Genomic DNA, 23,592 nt, shown 5'->3' with positions numbered 1-23,592 from the left:
GCGAGAGACACCAAGTCCATATGTCAAGAGCTGAAGCTGCCTGCTGCTCGAGATGCGGCGTCCCGCGCAGTCTACTGCGATGATAACCTACTCCCGAAGCCTTGCTATATGCTCTGTTTGCGGCGCGCACGTCGTCGAAGTCTGTAAATCTAAAATGCATTATCGGATCGAGCCTGCTTTTGGTCATGTTTCGCTGGCGACGCTACAATATGACCTTACGTCAGCTTCAAGCCAAATTTGACCTACCAGCCCTATGAGGCTCCCCTCGACGTCTTGATGAGCCATGAGCGCTACGCGGGGGGATGGTGAGCGATCACCGCTGTCACGATCGCCAATTGATGTTCGTCGTGAGCTCGCGTCTCTCTGACAAGTTTGCGACCAACTGACCCGAAATCCCCGATCTTGGCGATTGTGCCAACCGCGCGGCATACTCGCTCAGTGCGGAGACGCTTCAATTGTCTGAAGAATTTAATCGTAGAACCTGCTTGCAACGGACAATGGCTCCCGATGGACTCGCGACGGCCGCTCCGTCCAGGGATAGCGGCTTGACATAGTAGGCAATGTTGGTCGTAACGCGACGATTGCTCGCTCGAACTACCTACTGCCCGGCAACAATCCCTTCTATGAGCCATGAACTGGGAGCAGGACTTCAACTTAAACGCCATGGTCTCAGCGTGGCGCGTTGAATCGCTTCCATTCCGACGCTCAGCGCGACGCTTATACGCGGCGCGCGAAGCCATGCGGCTACACGGCGTCGATGCCGACCTTTGGACCCAGACGCAGCGGTGACCTCCACCGACAGGCTGTGCTGCGATGGGTCGCGCACAAGGCCAGGATCGTCGTGCAACGCGAACTCTCTATACGGAAGATTCACGCGAGCCCGCGGGAGACGCGTCCGCGCCCCGGCCGGCGACGGGCTGCCCTGCGAATTGTCTGGCCCGTTAGATGACCCCGGCATCCTTAGCGCTCTTAGCTTCTGCTGAAAGTCCGTTGGACCCCGATGGTGCTAACCAGTCAAAATCACTGTGCAGAGCCACTAGGATAGTCCAGGTTCGGCGTTGCTCGGGCCCATCATTCAGATCGACAGGCGTTTCGGTTCGGACTTACGGCGGAGGCCGTCCGTAGCGGATCTTCTCGCTGTGATCGCGAAGATCCGGCTGCACTGAACGAGACATGTGATGGAAGGGGCCAATCCATATCCGGTTCGGGTCGAGGCGGCGCGAGGCAGCTTGACGCGGCGCCCGGCGCGGGCCCCGCCCCGGCGGTGGCGACGCGGTGAGACAGCGATACGGAGGCGACCGGTCTGTGGTGTCAGCGCTCGCCGATCGGTCCTGCGATCAAAGGCGCGCCTCCGACCGAAACAGGACCCTGTGGTTTTGAGCGTCCGATGCGTTTCTTGACGGAGCTCAAGACCGCTTTGTCTGGCGGCAAAGTAGCAGCGGAAGGAGCAGATGGACCAGGCGCCGGAATCTGCAAGGTGTCGATTCGCGAAGTCAGTGTGGTGAGTTGATCCAAGATCGCTTGGAGGTCGCCCCGCTGGGCATCGATGTGGCGGGTGAGCTCTGCGATGTCATCGCTCAGCTTCTGCTGCGCCCCCTGTGTCTCGGTCAGGGATGCCCTGTCCTCCGGTGACAGAACCATCGTTGAACCGACTTGCCCAGCGGCAGGCGTTTCGACGAACTCTGCGAGGCTCGATGCAAAATGGGCTGCCGCTGCACCCAGGCCGACGAAGACAACAAGAAACATCAAACCCCAGCGAATGCGCCCTAACGAGCTGTGCAAGAGCGGCCGCAAGTCCGAGGCGGCAGCCTGATCTGTCATCTCCATGGTTCCACGCGCGACTTCCCCGACCCAATAGGCTGCTCGTTGCTGCAATAGCCTGCGATGCTGACGGGCTGCAGCCGCCCGCGCCCCCCCCGGGCACGATCATTCTTCGCAACCTCCGATCGTTTGCCCTTTGGCTCCACTGTGGGCTCTTTTTCAGCGCAAAAGACCCCTAGCGGGGATCTCCTGCATCTTACCGTCAGCAGCGGCGTACTGCTTCGCGTCTTTGCGAGCGACGGCGCAGCATTTTCTCACGATTCACAAGATCCTTGCAGATTTTCTCACCCTGCTGCGGCCGAATACGAACCGCGCCAACTCGCCGGAGTGCGTTGCGACGGAAACTCAGCCCTGCCAGCTAGCCACCTCAGCACCTGGCCGAGGGGCGCCATGCCATTGGACCGGCAGCCATTGCAACTACCAATCTCGGCAGGTTGATCGAGACGATGGACAGCTGGCAAGCGTGGCCATCGAACGCCCCACGGATCATTTGTCAAGGAACTCGGAATGCACCATAGATCTGGCCGCGCTAATGGAGCTGACGGATTCGCCAACTGTCCTCCGGCAGCGATCAAAGCTGCTCGAATGCTATTTTCTCCGTTCTCCTGCGCCAGCACGCAGAACACTCTGCCACGATCGCCGGGGGCACAGACGGCAACATTTTCCAGACCTCGCGCCCGTCTATTGCCTCGTCTTTCGGTGACCGAGCTGCCAACAAAGCTTCATGATGCCTGCCCTCGTCACCGGCGGGGGTTGCTTTCGGTGACTACCATTTCGTCGAGAATGACGTCTTCAAGCACGATGTTCGGCACCATAAGACTCCTCTGCGCCATCACGAAGCACGGTCGCTCGCGATGTCTTGCTGGCAAGGACAGCTGAAGCTCGTTCGTCATCAGCACCTCATCGAGCCAGCACGCCGCTCGCACTCGGCGCCACGCATGATGCACAAGCTACGTGCAGGCCAGATCATCCTCGCCCTCCCCGGGTGACGAGGTTCGGGACGGTTAAGCCGGTCCCGCTGGGGACGTACGAGACCTTTTGCTTTTAGAGGTCACCATAGCCTTCAGACTCCAAAGGCTGGGAAGGCCGCTTCTCGGGCAATCAGGCCGACGCTCGATCCATTCACGGCTCGCAGATAGGGACGCGAAGTACATTATGCGCGATCGCATTGTTTCGGCGATAACGTCTCGAACATCTTCGGCTACGGCGACACTTGCATACAGCTCGAAGCGACGGCGCCGGGTTGTCGCACTTCCGCTGGCGGCTTGTCTGGTCGGCAATTCAGTTCTGGCAAAAGCCGCTAACGAGCTTGATCTCAACAGAGATACTGCAGATCAGGTCACCAAAAGGAGCCGCAGCACCGCTCCCGATCGGGCGACAAGGCTCTCCATCCGCTTGATCAGTAAGGCATCCGGACCCCGTGCCGCGGCGCCGGCAACTGGTCCCAGCATGCCTCTCAAAAAGAGCGGCAGTGCCGATCAGGCTACCCAGACGAGAACACAAGCGGCGATCGACCCTTTCGCGCGTTTCGAAAATCTACGAGAAAAGGGGTTGTGGCTCGCCATTCCTGGGCCTGCCGATACGATAGATCAGGACAAGGGCGGCGCCAGATCTGCGCTGGCGGACATCGGCATCGGGTATATCGGCTGGACGCACAACAGCTTTGCAGACAACCAGCTGCCGAATGCAGCCAGAAGCAGCTTCGCAAACCAGCTCTATATGGGACAAAATCCGACATTTGCCACGGCGAACTTCATGATCGTCACCTACGATCTCAGCCGCTTCGGTATTGCTGATGGTCAAATTGCCGTGGGGGCCGAGCAGCAATACTGGACATGGAAGCGCCCTGGGCCAGATCGAGTAGGACTCAACACGCTCGCTTACTACCAAACTTTCCTCGACAGGACACTCGAACTCAAGTTTGGCTATCTTAGAAATCAGAACGAATTCACCGGCACATTGTTCGGAGGAATTTCAGGATCAAACATGTTCGCCCTGTTCCAAGCAGGGATGAGCACCAACGCGGCGCCGACCCCCGCCCTCAACCTGAAGTACAATTTCGATGATCGCTGGTACAACAAAGTCTCCGTGCAGCGCTCAATCAGTCCAGATGGACCCTATGCGCATGTAACCGAGAATCCCAGCGGCGTGAACTGGAGCACAGCAAACGCGGGCATTCTTTTCATCGACGAGATTGGCTACAAGAGCAAGGCCGCTCCCGGCGTGCCTGACACGTGGTTGCGGGCAGGCGCTGGTTTCAGCAGCAGCCGCTACAAGAATGTAGCGGACCCGGACCGGCAAAGGCATAGCGGCAATAGTTTTCACTACATCGCCGCGGACCAGCAGCTCTGGCAGAGTGACGTCCAGGGGGCACCATCTCGTGGTATCTATGGCGGATTCTCTCTCATGGGAGCACCGCCCGACCTCAACAGAATCAGCCAGTACTACGAGCTTCGCCTTTATGCGAAGGGACCTTTTGATAGTCGGCCCAGTGATCTGATGGCTCTCGTTGCCACCAACACCGTCTGGAGCAAGTTTGCGGTGGATGCTGCCTTGGCCAAGGGCGAGCTCGTGCATCGCGATACAACAGCAATCACGGGAACATACACTGCGTATCTCGCGCCGGGAATATATGCGAGCATCGGCCTGTCATACATCCATAACCCGACGAGCATCACACACACGCCCCAAACGGAGCACGCCCTCGACCTGTTGGTGTCTACGCTGATATTCTTCTAGATCATCGCAAGCCTCGTTTTGCTCTTACCTTTTCATGGAGCATGCGACAGCGAGCTTCTCGATTGCGATTCCGATGATTTCGCCTGGGTGTACCGATTTGATCTCGCCCAGGATTCCGAGATGATCTCGCCCATCGCCCGGGGCGCGAGGCGTTCTGGCTGTTTGGTTTCTGGTATCGGCGAAGCCGCGAGGCCAATCTAGAATCGCGGCTCGAAGGAATTGGTTTTTTTGCTGCTCCTGCTGCGGGCATGTGGGCAACGCCCTTCGCGTTGTCCACGCGCGGCGGCATGTCCACGGAGCCACTGGCTCAGGCCTTTCGGCCGGGCTTGCGGGTTCGCCGCAGGCTCTCGACGCCGGGGGGGGGGGGGGCCGCAGATCGGCAGGTTGGCGTGGTGGGCGATCCAGCCGCCTTCGACCAGCATTGCCAGAAGGCTGCGGTCCAGACCGCGCGGAGTGCGATAGTCGATGTCCTCGACGGCGGCCTGCTGGCGCAGCTTGGCGATGGCCATGCCGTGAAGGGCGAGCGCGTTGAGCTGATCAGGGGTCGAACCGCCAACCGGGGCGATTGGCGATGGTCGGGCATATGATCTGCACCCGCCGACGGTGGCAACTGCTGACTCTGGTAGGTTTGTTGTTCCCACGCATGAGCTAGTGACTAGACCGTTTTGACAGACACGCCTCGCGCACCAACAGTGCAAGCCTTGCACAGGAGAACCTCTATGTCGTCGACCGCACTGCGCAGCACCTCTCTTGCGTTGATCCTGTTTGCTTGCGGGATCATGGGGAGCGTGCGGGCAGACGATCCGCCGCCGCGCGCCAATGCCACGACGCCGGCCGGCCAGAAGGGCGGCGCCGGCGAACACGCCGGCCAAGCGCCGAGTACGCCGTCGGCGGCCGAGCACCATCGCCTGCCGCCGGACTCCAGCACCAGGCAAACGCTTGATCTCCCTGGGCGGACGCTCTCTTTCATCGCGACGGGCGGCTCCATCCGCCTGTTCGACAAGAAGGGCGAACCGGAGGCCGACATCGCCTATACGTCCTATCAGCTTGACGGCGCCGATCGCGGCACGCGCCCGGTAACGTTCTTCTTCAACGGCGGACCGGGCTCATCATCGGCCTGGCTGCAGCTCGGCAATGCCGGACCGTGGCGGCTACCGATCAATGCTGACGAGGTCACGCCATCCACTTTTCCGGAGGTGAGGCCAAACGCGGAGACTTGGCTAGATTTCACCGATTTGGTGTTTCTCGACCCCGTGGGCACAGGCTATAGCCGTTTCGTGGGGACCGGCGATGATGTGCGCAAGCGGCTCTTTTCCGTTGACGGCGACGTCAACGCGCTCGCGCTGGTGGTCCGCCGCTGGCTCGAAAAGCATGACCGGCTGTTGTCGCCGAAATACATCGTGGGTGAAAGCTATGGGGGTATTCGCGGGCCAAAGGTTGTGCACCAGTTGCAGATGCGGCAGGGCATAGGCGTCAAGGGCCTTATAATGGTCTCGCCACTCTTCGACTACGGCCAGTATGCCCGCACTGGCCTGCTGCAATACATCGCAACACTGCCGAGCTATGTCGCGACCCTGCGTGAAGCCGAGGGTCCGGTAAAGCGAGCCGATCTCGCCGACGTGGAAGCTTATGCACGCGGAGAGTTTCTGGTCGACCTCATCAAAGGTCAGGCGGACAAGGAAGCGACCACGCGTCTGGCCGACAAGGTCGCGGCGCTGACCGGCATCGATCAGGCGGTGAGTCGCAGGCTCGCGGGCCGCTTTGAGCTCGCCGAGTTTCGCCGTGAGTTCGATCGTAAGAACGGCAAGTTAATCGGCAATTATGACGCCTCAGTGCGTGGGCTCGATCCGTATCCGGACTCGGATTTCCATCTTTCCGGCGATCCCTCCAGCGACACGCTGCTCGCACCTCTGAGCAGCGCCACTGTCGATCTCCTTACGCGCAAGCTAAACTGGCGGCCGGACGGCTCCTATGAGCTAGTCAACGGCGCGGTCGCGCAGGCTTGGGATTTCGGCCGCGGGCCTCCGGAGTCGCTGTCGGAGCTGCGCCAGATTCTCGCAACGGACCCGAAGATGCAATTGCTAGTCGGGCACGGCCTGTTTGACCTCGTCACGCCTTATCTCGGATCACAGATCGTGCTCGACCAATTGCCGCCATTTGCCTCAGCACCGCGCGTCAAACTCGTAGTCTTTCCAGGCGGTCACATGTTCTATTCACGAGATGGCTCGCGCCACGCGTTTCGTGCAGAGGCCGAAGCGATTATGAAGTAACCCGGACCACCGCGAACTAGGTCACAAGCATGCTCGCGTTCGCACGAGCATAGTTATGATCTTTCAACGAGATCCGGATGAACTCCTAGCACCAGCTTCAATCGGCGCGAGACTCGGCTACGATCATCGTGAATCAAGCAATTGGGCGGGAGTTTATTTGTTGACTAAGCTTGGACTCGATTCTGGTCTGCCAGACCTTCCCGCTCTACCTGTGGCGCGGCGGTTTCGGTCAGGATTTGAGGATTGGCCTCAGGCTGCCGCCGATCGGCATCTTGTTCTATGTCGTCGCCGGCCGTACGCACCTCGTGCCGTGGATGATGGGACAGACAGGCGAAGCCGTCGACGGCAGGGGCATGGCTGGCAGGTCCATGGTATCCGTAAATCCACGGTCGCGATCCAGCTGCTGACGATGGTTCTCCCGCGTTCCTGCCAGCGCTGCGCCTCCTGTGCCAGACGAATTCGAAAAGCGAGCCAATCGCGCCTGCCGTTCTCCCGCAGGCGCACGCTCAAACGGCGCGGGTCGGTCGCCGCATTTTTGATGTTGCCTTCGCTGAGATTGCCTGCCGCTAACTCTTTGATGAGCGCGTCGACCCCGCGCGTCCGGCCGGCTGCCTCGCGTAATGAATGCGACGCTTCGTTGAAGAAACCTCTGACTGCCCCGCGTCTCGCGAGGGTTTTTTACTCCTGCTCCCGCCAAGGGCTTTGCCGCCCCCGATCTGATGCGTGACCACAGTCCGCGGATTTTTCCGCTCTTGGCGTGAACCGCAGCGTCTGAGTCCGGCAAGCTGTAGCGTTCGCTGCTGAACGGGTCATCCCGCAAACTGGACTGCGGCGCTAGGGCGAAGCTCCAAGCTGAAAGCGGGGAATGTCCACGCTCGCCCGCGCACCGCTGAGCGCGCCGCCTCTAGAACCAGGGTGTGGCGGCATCCGCATCGAACCGCCGATATCGCCTCGGCTGATCCGTCCACGGCCCTCTGCGACAGCCCGATCCGGCGAAGGCGAGCTTGCGGGGGTCCCATCCGTCGAATCAACCTGCAAATCCTCCATCCGCCGCTCAAAGTTGCTTTGCTGGCTTGCGTTGCCTGTCATTCGGCCTGCAATATTGACCCCCTAAGCCGGGGGATCGGCGTCCAAAATTGACCCCCTGTAGGTTGGTCTGTTGCGCTGCCTGCTTTGGAATGAAGCAGGTGGTCGGGGATGCTGGTCGTGGAGACGATTGCGCGGATTCGGCGCGAGCACTTCATCAAGGGCAAGACGATCAAGGAGATCGCCCGCGACCTGAAGGTGTCGCGGAACACGGTCCGGAAGGTGCTGAGGTCCGGAGGGACCTCCTTCGAGTACGAGCGGCAGGTGCAGCCACGACCAAAGCTGGGGCGGTGGGCATCGGAGCTCGATAGGCTGCTGGCGGCGAACGCGACCAAACCGGCTCGTGAACAGCTGACGCTGATCCGGATCTTCGAAGAGCTGCGCGGGAGCGGCTACGACGGCGGTTACGATGCCGTGCGGCGTTACGCCAGGCGGTGGAGCAAAGAACGCGGGCAATCGACCGCGGCCGCTTATGTCCCGCTGAGCTTTGCCCCCGGCGAAGCCTACCAGTTCGACTGGAGCCACGAGGTGGTCTTGCTGAGCGGCACCACGGTGATGGTGAAGGCCGCCCATGTCCGGCTCTGTCACAGCCGCATGCTGTTCGTGCGGGCCTATCCGCGGGAGACGCAGGAGATGGTGTTCGACGCCCACGACCGGGCGTTCGCCCTGTTCAAAGGCACCTGCACCCGCGGCATCTACGACAACATGAAGACCGCCGTAGAGACGATCTTCGTCGGTAAAGGGCGTCTCTACAATCGCCGCTTCCTGCAGATGTGCAGCCACTATCTGGTCGATCCGGTCGCCTGCACGCCAGCGTCGGGCTGGGAGAAGGGGCAGGTCGAGAACCAGGTCGGGCTGGTCAGGGAACGCTTCTTCACGCCGCGGCTGCGGTTCAAAAACCTCGACGAGTTAAACGTCTGGCTGCTCGACAAATGCATCGCCTACGCCAAGGCTCATCGCCATCCGGAGCTGGTCGATCAGACGATCTGGGAAGTGTTCGAAGCCGAACGCCCCAAACTCGTTCCCTATGCCGGCCGCTTCGACGGCTTCCATGCGGTGACGGCATCGGTCTCGAAGACCTGCCTGGTGCGCTTCGACAATAACAAATACTCGGTCGCAGCCAGCGCAGTCGGACGACCGGTCGAGGTTCAAGCCTATGCCGATCGCATTGTGATCCGTCAGGATGGACGCATCGTTGCCGAGCACCCGCGATCCTTTGGCCGCGGCGATACCGTCTACGACCCCTGGCATTATGTGCCGGTGCTCGCCCGCAAACCCGGCGCCTTGCGCAACGGTGCTCCCTTCAAAGACTGGGTGCTGCCGGCCGCGATCGAGCGGATCCGGCGCAAGCTTGCCAGCACCGACGATGGCAATCGGCAGATGGTCGACATCCTCAACGCGGTGCTGACTGACGGTCTGCCCGCGGTGGAAGCAGCCTGTGCTGAAGCGCTCAGTCACAGCGTCCATTCCGCCGATGTCGTGCTCAATATCCTGGCCCGTCAACGTGAACCCGCCCCACCGGCCAACATCATGACGCCGGCCGCACTGACGCTCCGTCATGCGCCGATCGCCGATTGTGCCCGCTACGACAACCTCCGGAGGACCATCTGATGGAACGAACCCAAATCTTCGACCTCATGGGCGAACTCAAGCTCTACGGCATGAAGGCTGCCTTCGACGAGATCATGGCAACTGCCGTCAAACGCCAGCACGAACCTCAGCGCATTGTCGGCGACCTGCTCAACGCCGAGATCAACGAGAAGCAAGCCAGGTCGATCAAATACCAGCTCACCATTGCCAAGCTGCCGCTTGCCAAGGACATTGCCGACTTCCAGTTCGACGGCACGCCGATCAATCGTATCCGTCCGAGGGCGGCCGTCTTGCGAGTTTTTCCGATCTGTAGCTGACTGTCCTTATGGACGTACATAAGGACAGTGCGGTGCTGAGCCGCATGGATTTGGTGGAGACCGGTCGGCGGCGACGCTGGACGCGTGCGGAGAAGCTCAGAATCGTAGAGGAGAGCTTCTCGGGGCCACGACTGGTGTCGGCGACGGCTCGCCGGTATGGGATATCACGTCAGCTTCTGCTGAGCTGGCGCAAGGCTTGGACCTGTCATGATCCGGCCGAAGAGGATTCGATCGGCCCGACATTCGTCCCTGCGATAGTTGCGGCAAGTACGCCGCCAACGACGGAAGCTGTCGAGACAGGTCAGATCGAAATCGTGAGCCCTCAGGGGCTGCGCGTGGTCTTCGGCCCCGGTGCGGATATCGAGGCGGTCGTTCGAATTGCTCGGGGCCTGGCGCGCCGATGATCCCGATCCCGACGGGCGTGCGGGTGTGGCTGGCGACGGGCCATACCGACATGCGGTGCGGCTTTCCGAGCCTGGCTCTGCGCGTGCAGGAAGTGCTCAAGCGCGACGCCATGGGCGGCGGTCTTTTCTGCTTCCGGGGCAAACGCGGTGATCTATTGAAGGTCATTTGGCACGATGGCCAGGGCGCCTGCTTGTTCACCAAAAGACTCGAGAGAGGCAGGTTCATCTGGCCATCGGTTGCTGGTGAATCGGTAACGATCTCTCCGGCGCAGTTGAGCTATCTGTTGTCCGGGATCGATTGGCGCAACCCTCAAGAAACCCAGCGTCCGACGCGGGTCGGATAGTCGTTTTACGGTTTGAATCTGCGGCTCGATCTGATTCAATGGCTCCATGATATCGAAGCCGGATGATCTTCCATCGGACCTTGTCAGTGCCCTGGCGGCGCTGCAGGCCGAGCGTGAGGCGCGACAGAAAGCCGAGGCGAAGGCCGCCAACTGGCAGGCGCAAGCCGCGAATGCGCAGGCGAAACTGTCGGATACCGAGGCGCTGATCGCTCATCTCGAGTTGCGCATCGAGAAGCTGAAACGCGAACTGTACGGGCAGCGCTCCGAGCGCACGGCGCGGCTGCTCGAGCAGTTGGAACTGGAGCTCGAAGACCTCGTCGCCACGGCGAGCGAGGATGAGCTTGCGGCGCAGGCCGCAGCGGCGAAGACGCAGAACGTCCGCCCCTTCACGCGCAAGCGGCCGGTGCGCAAGCCTTGGCCGGACGACATCGAACACGAGCGCGTCGTCATTGACGCTCCGACGAGCTGCGCCTGCTGCGGCGGATCGCGGCTGGCGAAGGTCGGCGAGGATGTGACCAAGACGCTGGAGGAGATCCCGCGTCGCTTCAAGGTCATCGAAACAGTGCGCGAGAAGTTCACCTGCCGCGATTGCGAGAAGATCAGCCAGCCGCCTGCGCCGTTCCATGCCACGCCGCGCGGCTTCATCGGCCCACAATTGCTGGCGACGATCCTGTTCGACAAGTTCGGCATGCATATCCCGCTCAACCGCCAGAGTGCGCGCTTTAAGGCCGAGAGGATCGATTTGCCGCTGTCGACGCTGGCCGACCAGGTCGGCCACGGGACCTTCGCCGTCATGCCACTCTTCCACTTGATCGAACGCCATGTGCTCGCTGCTGAGCGCCTTCATGGCGATGACACCACCATCCGTATCCTGGCGAAGGGCAAGTGCACGACCGGGCGGATCTGGACTTATGTGCGGGATAACCGGCCCTTTGCCGGGCCTGCGCCGCCGGCGGCGGTCTATTACGCCTCGAGCGACCGACGAGGCGAGCATCCGCAGAAGCATCTGGCCGCCTTCGCCGGCATCCTGCAAGCCGATTGCTACAACGGCTTCGAGCCACTGTTCGACCCGCAGAAGAAGGTGCTGCCGATTACGCCGGCGTTTTGCTTCGCCCATGCGCGGCGGGGCTTCTTCGAGCTGGCTGACATCGAGAAGAATGCCCGGGAAGGCAAGAGAGGTAAACCGGTCTCTCCGATCGCGCTGGAGGCGGTCAGGCGCCTGGATGTGTTGTTCGAGATCGAGCGCGCCATTAACGGCTGCGGCGCCGAAGAGCGGCGCGCCGTGCGCCAGGAAAAGAGCAAGCCGCTCCTCGGGGACATGCACGCCTGGTTGCTGCGTGAGCGCGAAACCCTCTCTCGCTCCTCCGAGGTCCTGAAGCCTATGAATTACATGCTCAGGCGCTGGGACGACTTCGCCCGCTTCCTCGACGATGGCAGGATCTGCTTGACCAACAATTGTGCTGAGCGCGCATTGAGAGGCATCGCCTTGGGAAGGCGCAACTGGACCTTCGCCGGCAGCCAGCGTGGTGCCGACCGTGCCGCCATCATGCTGACGATGATCACGACCTGTCGTCTCAACGACGTCGATCCGAAAGCCTGGCTCGCCGACGTCCTCGCCCGTATCGCCGATCTTCCCGCATCGCGTCTGCACGAATTGCTGCCCTGGGAATGGAAGCTCCTGCGCCAAGCCGACAAGCCCGCCGATCAGCAGGCCGCCTGACCTTCACGCAACGCCATCATAGAGCTCGCCGTACCCGCGCGCATGCGTCCATCACGCGGTCCTCGTCGTATGCGTACGATCAATCAGACTCTCGTCAATGATCTCGCTGGCGGCGGCTTCATCGCCCAACAACGCAACGTCGTGCTGGTTGGCGGCACCGGCACAGGCAAGACCCACCTGGCCATTGCCATCGCCAGAAGCTGCATCCGATCCGGGGCTCGCGGCCGCTTCTTCGTGAGCGTCATGCGGAGACCACGCGCTGAGGGTTGATCTGGTCGGCTAGGAAGATCTCGCGGAATGGTTTGTCGCGAGGTCACAATGTCAAAGGATAGTCGTAAGGATAGCGATAAGGATAGGCATATGCCTATCCTCGAACACGGCGCCGACACGCTGCAGCGTGTCGAGATCATCACCGGGACGGGCCGACGTCGGCGCTGGTCGACCGATGCGAAGGCGGCGATTGTTGCGGAGAGTTTTGCGCCGGGTGCAAGCGTGTCCGCAGTGGCGCGGCGACACGACATCAGTCCAAGCCTGTTGTTTCTCTGGCGTCGCCAGGCTACGCGGGCGCAGGTCGCGGAGCGCGGGGACAGAGGCATGCCACCTGGCTTTGTGCCGGTCGCGATCACCGGCTGTGGGCGCCCGAGTGAGGAGCAGGCGGCGATCGAGATCGAGGTCGGCGCGATTCGCATCCGTGTCAGGGGGACAGTCGACCGGGAGGCACTGTGCGAGGTGCTGGCGGCGGTCGGGACGGTTGGTCGATGATCGGGCTTCGAGCTGGGTTGTCGATCTGGATTGCGACGCAGCCGGTCGATTTCCGCCGCGGCATGGACTCGCTGGCGATGCTGGTGAGCGAGGCCTTTGGAGCCGATCCGTTCGACGGCGGACTTTATGTCTTCCGCTCCAAGCGCCGAGATCGCGTGAAGATCCTGACTTGGGATGGAAGCGGCCTTGTCCTTTACTACAAAAGAATCGAGGGGCAGTTCACCTGGCCGCCGATCAAGGAAGGCGTCATGTCGCTATCTCATGCTCAGCTCTCGGTGCTGCTCGATGGCTCGGACTGGAAGCGTGTGCCGATGCGAGTTGTGGATCAGCCGATGCGAGCTGGTTGATCATTATCAAGAGTCGTTCGTCACTCATGCGGAGTTGTTGTAGAATCGCTCTGCATGAGTGATTTGCCTTCCGATCCAGCATTGCTCCGACAAGCCGTGATGACGCTATCGTCACGGCTTGCGGCGTTGTCGGAGGAATGCAGCACGCTGGCGACCGAGCGTGATGCAGCGATCGCCCAACGCGACGCTGCGATCCAGGAGAACGACAAGCTCCTGATGATCCTGTCCCAGTACAAGCGCACGATCTTCGGTCCGCGCTCCGAGACACTGGATATCGGACAGCTGTCTCTCTTCACCATCAGGGCACAGGCGGTTCGTGCCGCCGCCAACGACGACGTGACCGGAGGCAGGCTGCCTGACGGAGCGGAGGGCCGTGGAAAGCGACCGGCGCGACGCAACCGGGGGAAGCTTCCGGAGCATTTGCCGCGCATCGATGTCGTGATCGATATCGAGAGCCACATCTGCCCTTGCTGCGGCGAGCAGCTGCACAAGATCGGGGAGACCGTCAAGGAAGCCTTCGACGTCATTCCGATGCAGTACCGGGTCAAGCGCATCATGCGTCCACGGTACGGCTGCCGGGGATGCCGCCAGGGTGTTCTGCAGGCACCCGCGCCGGCCCAGGCGATCGACGGTGGAATGGTGACGGAAGCCTTGCTGGCCCACGTCGCGGTGATGAAATACGGCTACCAGCTGCCGCTGTATCGCCAGGAACAGATGTTTGCCGCCCAAGGCATCACGCTCGACCGGCAAACGCTGGCCTCGTGGATGGGCCGCGTCGCCTGGTGGCTGAAGCCGCTTCACGCGCTGTTGCGCCGCGCAGTGATGTCCTACCCGCGGCTGTTTGCCGACGAGACGCCGCTGCCAGTTCTCGATCCCGGCCGTGGCAGAACCAAAGTCTGCCAGTTCTGGGCGATCGCCACCGACGACCGCCCGTGGGGCGGCCCGGCGCCGCCGGCAGTAGTCTACGTGTTCGCCGAGGATCGCAAGGCAATCCGCGCCAGGCAGCTGTTTGGAGACTACGACGGCATCCTGCAGGTCGACGGCTACGCCGGGTACAAGGGGCTGATTAAAAACGGCGGCCGTCTGGTACAACTGGCGTTCTGCTTCGCGCATGCGCGGCGGAAGTTCTGGGACGTCCACATCGCGACGAAATCGCCGATTGCCGCGGAAGCGCTGCAGCGGATCGCGATGTTCTACGCCATTGAGGATCGCATTCGCGGTTTGCCGGCGACGCAGCGAGCTGCGGTGCGACAATCCGACACCAGACCGCTGATCGAGGACTTCAAGCCCTGGCTCGAGGCGCGACTGCTGGAAGTCTCGAAGAAATCCGGCCTTGGCAAGGCGATCCGCTACACCCTCAACCATTGGGATGGCCTGACGCGATTCATCGATGATGGGCGCATCGAGATCGACAGCAATACGGTCGAACGCAGCATCAAGCCGATCGGGCTGGGAAAGAAAAACTATCTGTTCGCAGGCAGTGAGGGCGGCGCCGAAACCTGGGCCACTCTCGCATCACTCATCAACTCCGCAAAGCTTCACGACATCGACCCACGGCACTATTTTACTGATGTTCTCGAGCGCATCGTCTCCGGACGTACCAAGATCAATCAGCTGAACACGCTGCTGCCGTGGAATTGGAAAGCCGAGCGCGATGGTTCGGAGCCAAAGCTCGCCGCTTGATCAGTTCGACGGCACGGCGTCGGGAACTTCCTGCGCATCGCTGGCGTCGTCGTAGATCTCTTCGCGGATCACGCGCAGCGTTACCTCGTGCAGATACACTTGCAGCGCACCCTCCAGCTCGGTGAACTCGGGCAGCAGGACTCGATCAACGAAGCCCCGTGACGCACGGACCATCACCGTGTTACGTCGCTGTCGGCGATAACGAAACGGCCGCAGCCCATATCGGCGGCAAAGCGCCAGAAACAGGTGCCGAGACCACTGGTCGGGAAGTGAGAATTGCTGTTCGATCGGTGGATCGTGGCGAGCAAGTTCCTCGACCCGGGCCCGCACCCGCTGCAGCGCGGCTTCCGCTGCAAGGCGCTCACCAGCAGTTCCGGCCCCCACGAACAACGCCTCGATCTTCCGAAGCTTCTCGCGCAGCTGCGACTCGCTGGTCATTCTGATCCCCGTTGCCCGCTCCGAACCGGGATCAACCCATCACCGCGCGCCGGCGGCGTCAATCATCCCGACCGCGCTATCCAGAGCATTCCGCGCAAGTCAAGCCCAGGCACCCGTGATCCTCTCGTGACGCTCACGAGGCGCTGCGCAAGATCTGTGCTTTCTTAGCCGAAGCGCCGAATTGCAGTGCCAACGGCCAACCGGACGAAGCGCTACGCGGGGCGTCCGTGGCGCAGCTCGATAAGTTGGCGCGCACTGTCACTTGGTCCAAATTCGTGCATGCCGACTTTGAATTCGTGAACAAGCGGGCCTATTTCGATTACCAGCAACGCCACGTGTTCGTGCGAACGAAAACCGCCCGGCGCAAGCGAGGCGATAATAAGGGACGCCGGCGGTGGCAAAATCGGGATTTGCGGGTCACGCACCGGATGGAAATCACGGCAACCCGCTGTCCCGTCTGCGACAGCAAGCGCATCGTGCCGCTCGATTCAAAACGTCGACCGAAGGGCCTGCAAAGAAGGCGCAAGCGTGCCATCGATCTCGTCATCACGCCGGGAGCGATACGCCGAAAGGTCATAGAGTTTAGGACTGTCGCCTATCGTTGCCAGTGTTGCGAAAGATGCTTCACGCCCGAGCGCTACGATCGCCTAACGCGCTACTTTCATGGCCTAATGAGCTGGTTTGCGTACCAGCACATCACCCATAGGCTTGGAGTCAGGTCGCTAGCCGCGCTGTTTATGAGACCTTCGGCATCCGTGTGAACTTCTGGGAGTTCATGGATTTCCGGCATCTGCTAGTCCGGAAATATCGTAAGACCTACAACATGCTGCTCGCGCAGTTGATCGCCGGGCCCGTGCTGCACATCGACGAAACCGAGATGAAGCTGAAGGACGGCCGCGGATATGTCTGGGTGTTCGCCAGCCCGTCCGCAACCATCTACATCTTCAGACGCTCGCGTGAAGGGGATTTCCTACGGCAGATGCTCAAGAACTTCAAAGGCGTGCTGGTCTCAGATTTCTATTCGGCATACGACGGACTTCCCTGTTTGCAGCAGCGTTGTCTTATCCACTTGATGCGCGACATGAACAGGGCGACTCTCGACAATCCGTTCGACCAGGAGCTTCAGTCCATTACGGCTCCGTTCGGAGCCCTCTTGCGGTCGATCATCATGACTGTCGATGAGCATGGCCTCAAGCGGCGCTATATGCAGACGCATGCGAACGCTGTCGAAGCATTTTTTAGTGCGCTTGCCGAGCGATTCTACGAATCGGATGCATCCAACGGCTTACAAGAACGACTACTCCGAAATCGCCAACGCCTATTCACATTTCTGAAGAACGATGGCGTGTCGTGGAATAACAATTTGGCCGAAAATGCCATCAAGCGCGTTAGCGACTATAGAGAGGATGTCGGACGCAGCGTCAAAGAAGCTGGCCTCGCCGAGCATTTGGTATTGCTGAGCCTTTATCAAACATGCCGGGTTCGAGACATAAGCTTTCTGAAATTTCTGCTCTCGCGAGAACGCGATATGGATACCTACGCCGCGGGAAAGCATCGCCGCCGACGCGGACCGCGCATCGAAATCTATCCAAAGGGCTATTTGCCATCCTCAATCGGCTCGCTTCGTCGAGCAGGAACTTCTCGGACGGGGATTACGATAACGGTGGAAAGCGAGTAATCGCAGGACCGCAATCCGAGGCGTCGCTACAGCGGCAGGCGGCTCTTTCAGATATTGCAGTTAGCCCTTATCAGTTCTATATTGATGCCTGTAAGGACCCACCATGACCACCCATGTGCTGCAATTCGTCGAACTCTCAGACCAGGACCGCAAGGCGGCCAAGGCCTTCGACAAGCTCGGCAAGGGCGATCGGGTCGAGGTCCGGGTCCGCCGCAAGTCGGGCGAGGATCAGATCGTCAGGTTGCCGCTGAAGGCCGCGGCGCTGCTTGAGATTGCACTTGGCCATCTTTTTCAGGGAGAGCGTGTCGCTGTCCTCGCCGAGGATCAGGAACTCAGTCCGAACGACACGGCCGATATCCTGGGGATATCCCGACCGCTGGTCGTGCATCGGATGGACCTCGGGGACCTGCCATTCCGATATGTCGGCAAGCACCGCCGCACGAAGCTAAAGGATGTATTGGCGCTGAAGTCGCGGATCGACGCCCGGCGGGCTGCAATGCAGGCGCTCGCCAACGACGCCGAGAACCTCAGGCGGCACCATGGCGTGAGCCCAACGAAGAAATCGAAGAGCGTCGGACGCTCTTCCAACCATAGGTCCGCGCTTAACGATGTTGATCGACTCGTTCTCGGTACGACCAACGCTCCGTACCGCCGGACGATCAATTCGGCTGATCTTGTGGCTCGCCTCACGTCGAGAGATTGGCAAAATTGGATCGCACATGTCGTCACATTCTTCACGGAAGTACGGCCTGAACTTGTTTTACAGTTCGCTCGGCTTCACGCCATTCCCATTCGAGATTTGGCGGCCGCTTATCGGTCGATGAAGTCGGCCACTGGCGAAACCAACCCTGCATTGGAGCGCGCACTTGAGCGACTGGCGTAGCTTACTTGGGCGAACGCTCGATGGACTTTCCGACCTGGAGCAACAGGGCCAGCCGGTGCCCGATTGGGTGCTAGGTGGCGGCACGGCTCTGATGCTTTACGCCAACCATCGGTTCAGCCGGGACATCGACGCTTTCATCGACGATCCGCAATATCTTGCCTTGTTGTCGCCAGAGACAACCGACGTATGGAACTGCAACGATTGGGACAAGGCCGCCCATTATCTCAAACTCAGATATCCCGAGGGCGAAATCGATTTCATCGTCGGCGGCGCGATCTCGGATCTCGATGCTGTTACGAAGGAAATCGACTTGACGTCAATTCGAGCGGGGTGGAGGCCAACGATTATCGTCGAGCCACCAGCGGAGATCGCCCTCAAGAAGATGTACCACCGGTCGAAGATGCTAAAGCCTCGCGACATTTTCGACATCGCAGTCATTGAAAAGATCGACGGCGGCTCCCTCATCGCAAATCTAGGCGAAGTCGCCTCCAAGAAGTACGATCTCGTTCGCCGTCTCGCCAGCATTCGTGTCGACTACCTGAAGGCCGACCTTGCCGAATTGGACATCCAACCTGGTTGGGAGCACGAGAAGGAAACATGTCTCGAAACCGTTCGCTCGCTCGTGGCGCAGATTCCAAAAGCCAGCTAGGTGCGCGAGGTTCGAGTCCTGCCGGGCCCACCAATGAGATCAAAGGGTTGTAGCCAGTCCCGCACAAGCCAAAAAAGCGCCGCCGCAGTTTTCGCCACAGATACGTGCTCTGGCCGTTCCGGTGTCATGCCTGGACGAACTTGGTTGGACGGTTCTTGTTTTTCCAATCTCGCGAGCTCTCACGACGTTGAGCAACGCAATAACCATCTCTCGGTCGATAACAGGCACGGGCCTACGAACGATTAACGACTCAACTCTAATCCACCCGACATGATGATCCGCGATCCGCAAGCTAGGTAAGCTGTTGCTTCAGGGTGGGGTGCGCGTGGCAGTCGCGAGCCTGGCGACACTGTGTATCGCCGGTGTCCTCTACCTCGTTGCAACCCGCGTACAATCTGAAAAGCGAACGTTCGTCGAAGTGTCAACAAAGCCGAGCTGCCTGCCCAGCCACTGCCGAGCGAAAGCGCCGGGCGGTCGATGATCGTCCGACATCTGCCCCGAAAACCATTCGTGTAAGCGAGGCCTTCCCTGGCCAATCGGCTCAGCGGCACCGGGATTCGCACTTTCCAGTGCCGGCCCGCACAAAGTCAGAAGGCTATAACCGCACCCAAACGGATGTAGCCGATGTTACGGCTCCCACACGAAGCGCTATATCCAAACTGCCGGCTGGGCTTTCAACTTCCCTGGATGACATTCTGTCCGGAGTGCAGAACCCGTCCGATTGCGCGGAGCGATTGCGATGAGGAAGGCTATGATGGATTTTTTACGGATGTCGGATGGAATCCGGCCGCATCACGCCTCTCTTCACCACGATGGGTACGATGGTGACGATGAACCGGGCCCTGCGCCGAGCGCCCCGTTCGCGACTGACGCGGTCGGCGGAGCTGCCCTGGTTCATGGCACCGGCCCACTTGCAGGCCTTGGAGGGCACCCGGCGAGCGCGCATAGCCAGCATCATGACTCCCATCCGGTTCAATCCGAGCATCCCACCACGTCCGCTTCCGGCGCATCCCATCCCGGGACGGACACTGCCAAGGTCGAGAGCGGAGCGAACACGGCCGGGAACGGCGGAGATGGCTATTTTTACGGAGGGATCATTCACGCGTCGGTGCTGATCTATGAACCGATCAACATCTCGGTAAGCTTGGGATACGGCTCGGTCGCCCTGGCCAGCCAGTCCAACAATCTGAATGTCGATCAATCCGCCTTTCAGATGGCCGGCGTCGGCGGCCATGGCGGCAATGACAACATTGGATCGGGAGGGAGCGTCAGTGCTTCCTCGGGCTTCGACGTGATCGCGACCGGCGACAACAGCGCCGGAAACGGCGGCAGCGGCTATTTCTTCGGTGCGTTGGTGGACGCTCCTGTGGTGATCTATCATCCGATCAATATTGCGGTGGCGGGCCCGGGCGGCACTGCGCATGCAAGTCAATCGAACACCGTCGACATCGATCAATCGGCCATACAGATCGCGGGCGTCGGCGGAAGTGGCGGAAATGGCAACGTGGCCGCCGGCGGCGGCATCATCACGCTCGACCCCAGTTGGGGATCAAACGGAGGGGGCGTCTCGGACTTTCAAACGGGCGGAAGCCAGGCCGGCAATGGCGGCGACGGCGTGTTCTACGGCGGACTCGTCCATACCTCCTTCGTGCTGTACGCCCCGATCAACATCGCAGTCGCGGGCTATGGCTCCAACGTTCATTCGGTCCAGACGAATGACACCGACGTGGATCAATCCATAGTTCAGATCGCCGGCATTGGCGGACACGGCGGCAATGGCAACGCCGCGACGGGCGGCCATGCAAGCCTTCTTTCCCACGGCTTGTGGGGCGGCTCCGACACGATTGCGACCGGTTCGAACGGCGCAGGCAATGGCGGCAACGGCTATTTTGCCGGGAGCCTGGTCGATGTCAGCGTCGCCATCTATGCACCCATCAACATCGCAATCGCAGGTCCCCATTCGACGGCCCTGGCCGATCAGGTCAACAACGTGCACATCGACCAGAGTGCGGTGCAGATCGCCGGACTTGGCGGAGACGGCGGCTACGGCAATCTCGCGCTGGGTGGCGATCTTACCGCCCACCTTCTGTCAGACCTTCACCCGATGGGATAGCGCAACATCAAGCCGCTCGCGCCGGCCCGATCGGAAGGCGGTCCTGTGCATACGAGCTCACCCAAAGGCGCCGTCCCCTGACGTTTCGAGCTCGGATGTTGCGGGAAGAATGACATACTTTCGTACGTAGATCGACCGAACCGGATGGTGTCCGATTTGACATCTATCGTCATCGCACATGGGCGGATCAGACTTGCCGCGCGCGTCCGCCTGATCGGGCTGGATGATGCGAGACAGCCAACAGAAGCACGGAGGCTCACATGTTGCCCAAGGCGATTCACATCTCGGATTCGATCGAATTCAAATCGATCAACACCGGTGGTCAAAGCGTCGGAAATGGCGGCGATGGCACCTTCAAGGGAGCTATCATCAGCAAGCCGACGGTCAACTTCGATCCGACCAACAAGGCAGACGGCGCCGATGTGCATGTGAGCACCGGCGATCACGTGACTCAGAAGGCGGATTGGGACGCCGGCGGCGCAAACGCGACAGCCTCGTTGTTTGCGAAAGCCAACGGCGGAGCCGCCGAGTCGAACGGAAGCCAGAAATCCTACAGCGGCCATGATACTTCCAAGGTATACGCCAATACGGATGCCACTCAGATCAACAAGCTCACGGTGGACCAGCATCAGGAGGTCCTGGCCGGTATCGGCGGCAATGGCGGAGACGGCAACGCCGCGTTGGGTGGAGAAGTGAGCTTCCATCTCGATACGCTCTGACCACCGGTTCGTCCGATGGCAGGACCGGTGGCCACCGCCGCCGGTCCTGGAGTTCAAGCGAATGCCCCGCCGATGCCGTTGGCAGATGACGCCGACCATCGAGCAAGTGCGTCGGACCTCGATTTCAGGCGGTGACGATCATGCTGATGCCGATCCTGCCGCAGATCCGGACGCCACTGCATGCGGCCCTCTGGTCCTGCGCGGGACCGCTCGGTCTCGTATTCGCGTATAGTTGCAGCTACAATCTGCTTCTGTTTGCGCCCTCCATCTACCTTCTTCAGATCTACGACAGAGTCTTGTCGAGCCGGAGCGGCGACACACTGCTCCTGCTCACGCTCATTGTCGCGATCACGGTGGTGGTCGGAGGGGTGTTCGATGCATTGCGCCGTGCACTGCTGGCACGCCTTGGCGGCTGGCTCGACGATCGGCTCCGTCCTTGCGTGCTTTCGGCCGGCCTCGAATCGGCGTTTCGCAGCGATTGGACGCAAGCATCCGGCGCATATCGGGATCTCACCGTGCTGCGCCAATTCATTGAGTCTGGCGCATGTCCGATGCTGTTCGACGCGCTCTGGACGCCCTTGTTCCTTCTTGTCCTCTTCCTCATCCATCCCTTGCTGGGCGTAGTCGGTGCCTGCTGCGTAGCCTTCCTGTTCGCTATCACCCTTGTCGGAGATCTGGTCACGGAAGACGTTCTGCTCAGATCCGGCGCCGCACGGTCCAGAAGCTACGGCCGCCTCCAGGCTGCCGCGGGCAACATCCACATGATCCGCGCCATGGGAATGCTCGATAGCGCTGCGCGCATGATCCATCGTGACGCGCAGGAGGCGCGCAGGGAGCACGATGCGGCAAGCCGGCGAGGCGAGATCGTCATGCTGGCCACCAAGCCGGTCCGCGCGCTGTCGCAGGTCTTGATCATGGGAGCTGCCGCGTGGCTCGTGCTCGATCACGGGAAGAGTCCGGCAATCATCTTCGCTTCCATGCTGATGTTCAGCCGGGCGCTGGCGCCGGTCGAAAGTGCGATCGCAGGCTGGAAGTCTCTCGCGACAGCCGCGAGCGCCTGTCGGCGGCTCGGCGCGCTTCTCGCCGCATTCCCCGCCGCCGGGCAGCGAGATACGGAGATTTCGCCGCGGCAAGCCCGGAGCAGTCTCGTCGTCGAGAATGTCGGCGTGAGGCTTGCGGGGACCAACCATCTTCTGCTGAACGGCGTCTCGTTCACGCTCGCGCCCGGAGAATGCCTCGGCATTGTCGGTCCGTCCGGGTCGGGCAAGTCCCTGCTTGGCCAGGTGATTGCCGGGCTATCGATGCCAACGCATGGCCGTGTTCTTCTCGACAATACCGACGTCTCGCTGCTTCGCGAAGGCCGAAACGGCCACCATCTCGGCTATCTTCCCCAGGACATCGACCTTATCGGCGATACGATCAACGACATCATCGCACGCCTCGATGACGCCGATCGGCGGAAGGTCGCCGACGCGGCCAAGCTCGCCGGAATCCATGAGGCGATCATGCGCCTACCGCGGGGTTACGACACGGTGGTCCACAGCGAGAAAGTCTTCTCGCGCGGATATCGGCAGCGCCTGGGTCTGGCCCGCGCCTTTTTCGGCAGTCCACGCCTCGTCGTTCTCGATGAGCCTAACGCCAGCCTCGACTACGGGGGCGAGCGAATGCTGCTGGATGCCATCCAGCACATGAAGCTCGCAGGTGCGATCCTTGTCGTCGTTACGCACCGCATGGGTCCGCTGGCAGCCACGGACAAGATCGCCATCATGGAGGACGGTGCGGTCGTCGCGTTCGGCGACAGCGAGGAAATTTTCGAACGGCATCTGAGCCGTCCCCAGCTTACATCGCAGATTGCGCCATGATCTCGAGCTTTTCTCACTATCTGGGGAAACTTCCAGCGGTCTCGAGACTTCCCGTGATCTGGGACCAGGTCATGCGAACGCCTGCAAGGCACCCGTTCGCCGGACGACTTGGAGCCGTGGTTACCGCAATCGATGATTTCGAGCCTCTTGAATATCCATGGTGCTCG

The 23,592-nt window shown here is 60.9% G+C and carries 19 protein-coding genes and 4 pseudogenes; 20 read left to right on the top strand and 3 right to left on the bottom strand.

What is annotated here, in order from left to right:
• Positions 1-556: 556 nt before the first annotated feature.
• A pseudogene (locus tag HAP48_RS26325) lies at positions 557-768 on the top strand (sarcosine oxidase subunit beta); the annotation flags it as partial.
• A gap of 543 nt (positions 769-1,311) precedes the next feature.
• Here the strand turns inward: HAP48_RS26325 and HAP48_RS26320 are convergent.
• Entirely contained in the window at positions 1,312-1,821 is a 510-nt protein-coding gene (locus HAP48_RS26320; RefSeq protein WP_224496603.1) for a hypothetical protein, read from the bottom strand.
• A 740-nt stretch (positions 1,822-2,561) separates the two neighbouring features.
• Entirely contained in the window at positions 2,562-2,714 is a 153-nt protein-coding gene (locus HAP48_RS26315; protein ID WP_156928957.1) for a hypothetical protein, read from the bottom strand.
• A gap of 262 nt (positions 2,715-2,976) precedes the next feature.
• Here HAP48_RS26315 and HAP48_RS26310 point away from each other — a divergent pair, with 262 nt between their 5' ends.
• The 12 genes and pseudogenes from HAP48_RS26310 (at position 2,977) to tnpC (HAP48_RS26255) (ending at position 15,083) form a co-directional block, all read left to right on the top strand.
• Positions 2,977-4,560 carry a carbohydrate porin gene (locus tag HAP48_RS26310; protein WP_084518695.1) on the top strand — a complete coding sequence of 528 codons (1,584 nt, stop codon included), beginning with the start codon at positions 2,977-2,979 and terminating at the stop codon, positions 4,558-4,560.
• Between the two features lie 392 nt (positions 4,561-4,952).
• A complete protein-coding gene (locus tag HAP48_RS50870) occupies positions 4,953-5,147 on the top strand; it encodes a hypothetical protein (protein WP_029084420.1) in 195 nt (64 codons plus the stop codon).
• A gap of 132 nt (positions 5,148-5,279) precedes the next feature.
• A complete protein-coding gene (locus HAP48_RS26300; RefSeq protein WP_029084421.1) occupies positions 5,280-6,830 on the top strand; it encodes a S10 family peptidase in 1,551 nt (516 codons plus the stop codon).
• A 1,197-nt stretch (positions 6,831-8,027) separates the two neighbouring features.
• Positions 8,028-9,518 (top strand): annotated as a pseudogene (istA, locus tag HAP48_RS26295) (IS21 family transposase); the annotation flags it as partial.
• An 8-nt stretch (positions 9,519-9,526) separates the two neighbouring features.
• Positions 9,527-9,775: pseudogene (locus HAP48_RS26290) on the top strand (ATP-binding protein); the annotation flags it as partial.
• A gap of 56 nt (positions 9,776-9,831) precedes the next feature.
• Positions 9,832-10,227, top strand: a complete 396-nt coding sequence (gene tnpA, locus HAP48_RS26285) for an IS66-like element accessory protein TnpA (RefSeq protein ID WP_166204038.1) — start codon at positions 9,832-9,834, stop codon at positions 10,225-10,227.
• Positions 10,224-10,571 carry an IS66 family insertion sequence element accessory protein TnpB gene (tnpB, locus tag HAP48_RS26280; RefSeq protein ID WP_063676425.1) on the top strand — a complete coding sequence of 116 codons (348 nt, stop codon included), beginning with the start codon at positions 10,224-10,226 and terminating at the stop codon, positions 10,569-10,571. The genes tnpA (HAP48_RS26285) and tnpB (HAP48_RS26280) overlap by 4 nt, the downstream gene beginning before the upstream one ends.
• A gap of 46 nt (positions 10,572-10,617) precedes the next feature.
• Positions 10,618-12,291 carry an IS66 family transposase gene (gene tnpC, locus HAP48_RS26275; protein ID WP_166204039.1) on the top strand — a complete coding sequence of 558 codons (1,674 nt, stop codon included), beginning with the start codon at positions 10,618-10,620 and terminating at the stop codon, positions 12,289-12,291.
• A gap of 78 nt (positions 12,292-12,369) precedes the next feature.
• Positions 12,370-12,555, top strand: a pseudogene (locus HAP48_RS26270) (ATP-binding protein); the annotation flags it as partial.
• Between the two features lie 96 nt (positions 12,556-12,651).
• The gene (gene tnpA / locus HAP48_RS50140) at positions 12,652-13,053 is read left to right on the top strand and encodes an IS66-like element accessory protein TnpA (protein ID WP_166202958.1); all 402 of its coding nucleotides are present in this window, start codon (positions 12,652-12,654) and stop codon (positions 13,051-13,053) included.
• On the top strand, positions 13,050-13,400 hold the full coding sequence (tnpB, locus tag HAP48_RS26260; RefSeq protein ID WP_166202960.1) for an IS66 family insertion sequence element accessory protein TnpB: 351 nt from the start codon (positions 13,050-13,052) through the stop codon (positions 13,398-13,400). The genes tnpA (HAP48_RS50140) and tnpB (HAP48_RS26260) overlap by 4 nt, the downstream gene beginning before the upstream one ends.
• Positions 13,401-13,499: 99 nt before the next feature.
• The gene (tnpC, locus tag HAP48_RS26255) at positions 13,500-15,083 is read left to right on the top strand and encodes an IS66 family transposase (protein ID WP_166215215.1); all 1,584 of its coding nucleotides are present in this window, start codon (positions 13,500-13,502) and stop codon (positions 15,081-15,083) included.
• Here the strand turns inward: tnpC (HAP48_RS26255) and HAP48_RS26250 are convergent, their stop codons facing one another.
• Entirely contained in the window at positions 15,084-15,521 is a 438-nt protein-coding gene (locus HAP48_RS26250; RefSeq protein ID WP_166202962.1) for a hypothetical protein, read from the bottom strand. It lies immediately after the preceding gene.
• 227 nt (positions 15,522-15,748) lie between these two features.
• Between HAP48_RS26250 and HAP48_RS26245 the strand changes: the two genes are divergently transcribed.
• The 7 genes from HAP48_RS26245 to HAP48_RS26215 all read left to right on the top strand — a co-directional run bounded on the left by HAP48_RS26245 (position 15,749) and on the right by HAP48_RS26215 (position 23,425).
• A complete protein-coding gene (locus HAP48_RS26245; RefSeq protein ID WP_166208758.1) occupies positions 15,749-16,282 on the top strand; it encodes a hypothetical protein in 534 nt (177 codons plus the stop codon).
• Positions 16,283-16,296: 14 nt separating this feature from the next.
• The gene (locus HAP48_RS26240; protein ID WP_176399236.1) at positions 16,297-17,199 is read left to right on the top strand and encodes an IS66 family transposase; all 903 of its coding nucleotides are present in this window, start codon (positions 16,297-16,299) and stop codon (positions 17,197-17,199) included.
• A 103-nt stretch (positions 17,200-17,302) separates the two neighbouring features.
• On the top strand, positions 17,303-18,082 hold the full coding sequence (locus tag HAP48_RS50495; RefSeq protein WP_338028953.1) for a MerR family transcriptional regulator: 780 nt from the start codon (positions 17,303-17,305) through the stop codon (positions 18,080-18,082).
• Positions 18,066-18,731, top strand: coding sequence for a nucleotidyl transferase AbiEii/AbiGii toxin family protein (locus HAP48_RS26230; RefSeq protein ID WP_166208764.1), 666 nt, complete (start codon positions 18,066-18,068; stop codon positions 18,729-18,731). Before HAP48_RS50495 ends, HAP48_RS26230 begins: the two co-directional genes overlap by 17 nt.
• A 739-nt stretch (positions 18,732-19,470) precedes the next feature.
• Complete coding sequence (locus tag HAP48_RS26225) at positions 19,471-20,844, top strand: hypothetical protein (protein WP_166208767.1); 1,374 nt, start codon at positions 19,471-19,473, stop codon at positions 20,842-20,844.
• A 260-nt stretch (positions 20,845-21,104) separates the two neighbouring features.
• Complete coding sequence (locus tag HAP48_RS26220; RefSeq protein ID WP_166208770.1) at positions 21,105-21,563, top strand: hypothetical protein; 459 nt, start codon at positions 21,105-21,107, stop codon at positions 21,561-21,563.
• A gap of 140 nt (positions 21,564-21,703) precedes the next feature.
• The gene (locus tag HAP48_RS26215; protein ID WP_166208773.1) at positions 21,704-23,425 is read left to right on the top strand and encodes a type I secretion system permease/ATPase; all 1,722 of its coding nucleotides are present in this window, start codon (positions 21,704-21,706) and stop codon (positions 23,423-23,425) included.
• Positions 23,426-23,592: the final 167 nt, after the last annotated feature.

The organism is Bradyrhizobium septentrionale, assembly GCF_011516645.4.
GTDB lineage: Bacteria > Pseudomonadota > Alphaproteobacteria > Rhizobiales > Xanthobacteraceae > Bradyrhizobium > Bradyrhizobium septentrionale.
This window is presented reverse-complemented; position numbering and strand designations above follow the sequence as displayed.